Source organism: Terriglobales bacterium (assembly GCA_035487355.1).
Classification (GTDB): domain Bacteria; phylum Acidobacteriota; class Terriglobia; order Terriglobales; family Acidobacteriaceae; genus QIAW01.
This window is the reverse complement of sequence record DATHMF010000113.1, coordinates 1-5,655: the sequence shown is the minus strand read 5'-3', so window position 1 is coordinate 5,655 and position 5,655 is coordinate 1. Positions and strand designations below refer to the sequence as shown.

Here is a 5,655-nt window from a genome sequence, read left to right as displayed (position 1 = left end):
GACAGTAAAATTGCCGGCCGTCTTGGTCCAACCCGGTATGTTGCTGGGAGGCGCATAACCGGTTGAAGCCTCGCCGTCTTCTGCACCGGGGTTGGCAATCAAATTAACTCCCAGGAAATTGGCGGGAACGATCATGCTTCCGGCCCCTGTTTTTCCCTGCACAAGCTGGCTTTTGTCTGCCGGAAAATTCATGCGGCGCAGCAAATCCTGGAAACGCGGATCGGAGTGCAAGCTGTCGAAGGCCGGCTCGACATTCAATAAGATGAGCCTGAACTCGCGCTGTGCCATTGCCTTCTGCAACGACTGAAGCGCCCGCTCCTTGTCGCCGGTTCTGGCGTATGCAATGGCAGCTTCTGTGGGAAGGTTTGCCTGGTTGGGGGATTCCTCGATGAAACGGCGGCGCATCTGCCAGTAGCCGGTTACCCCTGAGTTTTCATAGGCGCGGTTAATATCATTGAGAAATCTGGCGTTGTAACCGCTCAACTCCGCGGTGCGCTGAAACTCGGCAAGCGCTTCGGGATACATGGACTTTTCTTCATAGGCCTCCATGAGCCCCCCATGAGCGTAGAACAGATTAGGGTCCAACTCCTGCGTTCTCTTAAACTGTTCAATGCCCTGATCGTAATTTCGCGCATACACAAAAGCGCTGCCCAGATGGGCATTCATGGCCGGCGAGAGCGGGTCGAGTGACACCGCCTTCTTCATCTCTGCAATTGCTTCTTCATCCCGGCCCAGCGCTATCAGGCCAAAAGAATAGTAGTAGTGCGCCAGCGCAGATCCGGAATTCAACGCGATGGCGCGCTTGAATTCTGCTTCCGCGCCGGTCCAATCATAGTCATACCCTGCTTTGACCAGCCCCAAAGCAGCATGGGGCTCAGCCAGTGTCGGATCCAACTGCAAGGCTTTCTCTGCCGTGGTCCGGGCTTTAGGCAAAACCAATTTGGCCGGGACACCCACATACAGCTTACGCACGTAGGCGTCGGCCAAGCCGGCGTAAGCCGGGGCATAGTCCGGGTCTCGTTAGACATTCCAAAAGCTAAACATTTCATCGTTGAAAGGGAGGAGCTTTACTGAGCTCCTCCATAAATCCTTTGTATCCCAGGTTCCCATTTTGTTACTACCGTTTCAGAACGGCATCACATTTTTTTGCCTCGGTTGCAGCCGGCCTGCGGGCGTGCTTGAATCGCGACTCATTCAAGATACGCAAACAATTTCATTTCGGGAAACTGAACCGAAATGGTAAAACTATGCAGCATCAGCTCTGCTAAATATTCTCCAACTCATTACCGTAATTAAGTTACCCCTCATTACTTTTGAACAGGATCTCGAGCGGCTAGGTTAGTCTCTGCCGGCACAAAGGCCGGCTATTCCAGATCAAAAAAACATTTAAGGAGATCCCCATGAAGTCCAATTCGCAAAACAACAAATCCACCGCCGTTCTCGATCAGACAACTGATACTCCCGGCGTAACCTCGAACAAGCCGGCAGCGCCGTTGCCGCTTTGGTCCTATTTCCCGATCAATGCCACCATCGGCGACATTCCCTATGTTCCTTCGCTCTCGACTCCGGTTGCAGCCCTGTCAGCCGGCGAACTGTTGCAACTCTATTGTCTCGATCATGAGAACAGTATCTTTCTGCTTGAATCTCAGGGAAACGGTCCCTGGTCTGCCCAGGACCTGACCGGTGAAACCGACCAGTTCGCGCAGGCCCTCACCAACATTGCTGCTGTGATAATCGGCAACGGGCAGCAACGCGTCTACTATCTGTCTCCCGATAACAGGATCCACGAATTGCGTTTCGACGGCCAGTGGAAAGATCAGGAGATTCATGACACCGATGGCCGTCCTATAGCAGCGGCTGCCCACAGCCCGCTGGTTGCTTTCACCATCAACGGCCTGCCGAAGGTATATTTTGTTTCCACCGGCAATCACGTCCAGGAACTCGACTTCGTTGACGGCAAGGGATGGGTCAATAACGACGTGACAGATCAGGCCAGGCAAAATGACCGCGACACGCCCGATGCGCAGCCGTTGAGTTCGTTGACGGGCTTTGCCATATCCGACACAGACAAGCAACTACCGCGCGTCTACTTCGTCAGTGACGCAAACCAGGTTTGGGAGCTGGCTTGGAACAACGGATGGCACAGCCGCCAGGTCTCCGACCAGCCGCCTGCGCAGGGACAAACCTCGCTTGCCGGGATGACGGTCAAGGGCGATCCCCGCATCTACTACATTGGCGAGGGCAACTCAGTGCACCAAGCCAGGTACGATGCTGTCGCTGACCGGTGGATCAACTCCGATCTCAGCGCCGAAACACCACAGAAACAAAGGGCCGCAGCCCACAGTCCACTGGCTTGCGTAAACTTCGGTTCAACGCCCCGCGTCTACTACGTAGGCAACGATGCCTCGGTTCATGAGATCGATCTGCGGTCCGCCGGGCCCGTTGATCTCAACCTCACCAGCCTGACGGGGAACAAATTTGCCGCCGGGCTGACTCCTCTCACGGCCACGGTTCACAATGGCAGCTTGCACGTCATCTATAGCTCTCTCGTTGCCAACGTTACCGGACTGGCGCAGTTCTTCTCGCAACAGCCGTAACCCACGGCCGTGGTGTCCCACACGCGCGGCTAAGTGCGTGTGGGATTTCCCTGAACCCTGCAGTCACAATTCAGCTCGCAACGTGGCAGAAATCATAAGTACCAACCTAACCGCTTCGCCCTAATCCGGTCTAACCTAAACGAATGGAAGTAAATGATGCAGCCGTGGTGGCCCAGGTGCTGGCCGGCGACAGAGAGGCTTTTCGCCTCCTGGTCGAGCGCCATTCACGTCTCGTCTTTAGCGTGGCCTATCGCATGACTGGAGATCAACACGATGCCGAAGAGATCGTCCAGGAAACGTTGCTGCGGGCCTACAAAGGCCTGGATCGGTTCGAGCTTCGTTCCAATTTTGGCACGTGGGTCTACCGAATTGCGACCAATTGCGCGCTGGACCTGCTGAGGAGGAAGAGTCACATGAAAGATACATACCAGATTGCCGACAATCCCGATCCCGACCAAGACGAGGTGCAACTGCCGGCCCCGTCGCCAGGTCCGGAACGGCTTCTGCTCAGCGCCGAGGTGAAAAAGAAGTTGGCGCAGGCGCTGGAGTTGCTGACGCCAACCGAGCGCGTGGCTTTTACCATGCGTCACATGGAAGGCCAGTCTATTGAAGCAATCGGCGAGGCATTGAATTTGAAGGTCAGCGCCGCCAAGAACAGTGTCTTCCGCGCCGTACAGAAGCTCCGGCAGCAGCTTGAACCTTTACGAGACTGGGCCCCCGGCTCGCCCCTCGGAGCAGGGCAGGAGTCTGGCCAATGAATCACCTGAGCGAACAACAGATCATCCTGCACTACTTCGGCGATGCCGAAAGCGAGGAAGAAATCCGCAGCCACCTGGCCCAATGCCATGCGTGCCGAACTGAGTTTGAGGGTGTGCAGTCGCTGCTGGGAAAGATAGAGCCAACCGAGGTCCCGGAGCCCCCTTCGTTTTTCGAAGAAAAGATGTGGCTCAACTTGCGCGACCGCTTGCCGGCGAAGCGCTCCGGGTTTCGGCAATGGCTGCGGGCGCCGAAGAAATGGGCTTTAGCCCCAATCGCAGTCTTGTTGCTTGCCGCGGCGTTTATGGCCGGCCGATTCTGGCCGAGGCCGCCGATCGTCGCTCTCAAACCCAACCCGCAGCTTGTGGTGCTGGTAGCTGTAGGCGATCACCTGGAGCGTTCGCAGATGCTGCTGGTCGAGATCATGAATGCCGACACGAACGCCGGCCACGCATTGGATGTTTCAGACGAACAGCAACAGGCGCGTGATCTTCTCGATGCCAATCACCTGTACCGGCTGAGCGCGCAACATGTAGGTGATCCTCAGGTCGCCGGCGTGCTCGACGACCTGGGACGGGTGCTGGCCGAGATCGCCAACGGTCCATCCGAGCTCTCGCCGGACGAGCTGAAAGAGATTCGCACGCGCATTCAATCGCAGGAGTTGCTGTTCAAGATCAAAGTCATTGACTCGCAAGTGGATTCCAAAGTACGCCGGCAGGAGCAGGCTCCCGCCGGCGATAACAAGATTTAGAGAGGTCATCAACAAAAATGAATCGCAGAATTCTTTGTTCCATGATTCTTGCAGTGCTTGATTTGGGCCTCGCTGCTCAAGCCGCTACTCCCGCTTACGCTCAGGCACAAACGGAGCCTCCATCCTCATCATCCTTCGTTGCGTCGCAGCCATCATCCGATAAGGCCAGTGAAGAAGAAGACGCTTATTCATCCGGCCAGAACGCTCTGAACGACGGTGACTACGACAAGGCCGTCGGGGCCTTTGACTCCGTCATCAGTGCACGCGGGAAAAAGGCTGACGCAGCCATGTACTGGAAGGCATACGCTCTCAACAAAGCAGGCAATAAGGCACAGGCACAGGCCACGCTGAATGATTTGCGCACCAGCTACCCGCAGAGCAGGTGGCTGCGGGACGCGTCTGCACTTGAGGCAGAGATGAAAGGAGTCGCCAACGCCAACGTAGATGTCGCCGGATGCAACGATGAGGAGACCAAACTGATTGCTCTGAACGCCCTTATGAACTCTGATCCGGAGAGGGCCTTGCCCATTCTGGAGAAAGTCATTCACAGCAACTGTTCGTCGAAGATGAAAGACAAAGCATTGTTTACGCTTGCGCAGAGCAATTCTGAGAAGGCCCAGCAGGTCCTGCTCTCGCTGGCCAAAGCCAACAATGATCCGGATTTACAAGGCCGGGCGATTCGCTACATTGGGATGAACGGGACTCCAGCCAATCGCACCATTCTGCGCGACATTTACAACAACGCAACCGATCCCAACATCAAGAAAGCCGTGTTCAAAGCCTGGCTGATGTGTGGTGGAAAAGAAGATGTGCTGGCGGTGGCGCGCAACGAAAAATCGCCGGAGCTGCGGCGGGAAGCCATCCGCTATCTGGGGATGATGGGCGGCCGCACCGAGCTGCGGGAGATATACAAGAGCTCACCCGACGCCGAAACCCGCGAAGACGTCGTCCATGCCATGTTGTTGAACGGTGACGCGGAGGGCCTGGGAGAAATCATAAACGTGGAGAAGGATCCCAAGGTTCTGTCATCAGCCATCAAGACCCTGGGACTGGTTGGCGGCCAAGAGAGCGTGCGGACGCTGGTGAATGTCTATAACTCCCACTCCGATAATGAAATCAAGAAGCAGGTGATCAACGGGCTCTTCCTCCGTGGCGCAGCCAAAGAGCTGGTTGACCTGGCGCGCAAGGAAACCAATCCCGAGCTGAGGCACGAATTGATCGCCAAAATGTCGCTGATGAAATCACCGGAAATCACCGACTACATGATGGAACTGCTCAACAAATAAGGATGACGCCATGAAGACTCTACTCAAGCCTGTTTTGCTCGCTGTTCTTGCATCTGTGCTGATCAACGGCGCCTTGGCGCAGAAACCCCGAATCACCAACGCCAAAGTCCAGGAGCTCTCGCTCTCCGGCGCCGACCTGAAGACAACTGTGAATTCCCTGGTCGAGAAACAGGTTTCGCCCGGCTGGATCGGCTACCGAATTCCGGTCGAGGCCAAAGAGCGCAGCATGTGCTGCTTCGATTCTGTGGACCAGCTCTCCGGCTCG

Annotated in this window: 6 protein-coding genes; 5 read left to right on the top strand and 1 reads right to left on the bottom strand. The window is 56.0% G+C overall.

Translation table 11 applies throughout. The features are described 5' to 3' along the window. Window positions 1-987: tetratricopeptide repeat protein (locus tag VK738_20765; protein ID HTD25093.1), on the bottom strand; the 987-nt coding region annotated here is incomplete at its 3' end. A gap of 413 nt (window positions 988-1,400) precedes the next feature. Here VK738_20765 and VK738_20760 point away from each other — a divergent pair. The 5 genes from VK738_20760 to VK738_20740 form a co-directional block, all read left to right on the top strand. Beyond that, on the top strand, window positions 1,401-2,597 hold the full coding sequence (locus VK738_20760; GenBank protein ID HTD25092.1) for a hypothetical protein: 1,197 nt from the start codon (window positions 1,401-1,403) through the stop codon (window positions 2,595-2,597). Window positions 2,598-2,740: 143 nt separating this feature from the next. Then, complete coding sequence (locus VK738_20755; protein HTD25091.1) at window positions 2,741-3,355, top strand: sigma-70 family RNA polymerase sigma factor; 615 nt, start codon at window positions 2,741-2,743, stop codon at window positions 3,353-3,355. Beyond that, on the top strand, window positions 3,352-4,104 hold the full coding sequence (locus VK738_20750; protein HTD25090.1) for a hypothetical protein: 753 nt from the start codon (window positions 3,352-3,354) through the stop codon (window positions 4,102-4,104). Before VK738_20755 ends, VK738_20750 begins: the two co-directional genes overlap by 4 nt. Window positions 4,105-4,121: 17 nt before the next feature. Further along, window positions 4,122-5,390, top strand: a complete 1,269-nt coding sequence (locus tag VK738_20745; GenBank protein HTD25089.1) for a HEAT repeat domain-containing protein — start codon at window positions 4,122-4,124, stop codon at window positions 5,388-5,390. Between the two features lie 10 nt (window positions 5,391-5,400). Next, window positions 5,401-5,655 (top strand): hypothetical protein (locus VK738_20740; GenBank protein ID HTD25088.1); only part of this gene is annotated, 255 nt, incomplete at its 3' end.

Bases quoted from the DNA above. Each gene is read 5' to 3' on its own strand.
- VK738_20760 (HTD25092.1), top strand. From the start codon at position 1,401: ATGAAGTCCAATTCGCAAAACAACAAATCCACCGCCGTTCTCGATCAG.
- VK738_20750 (HTD25090.1), top strand. From the start codon at position 3,352: ATGAATCACCTGAGCGAACAACAGATCATCCTGCACTACTTCGGCGAT.
- VK738_20755 (HTD25091.1), top strand. From the start codon at position 2,741: ATGGAAGTAAATGATGCAGCCGTGGTGGCCCAGGTGCTGGCCGGCGAC.
- VK738_20745 (HTD25089.1), top strand. From the start codon at position 4,122: ATGAATCGCAGAATTCTTTGTTCCATGATTCTTGCAGTGCTTGATTTG.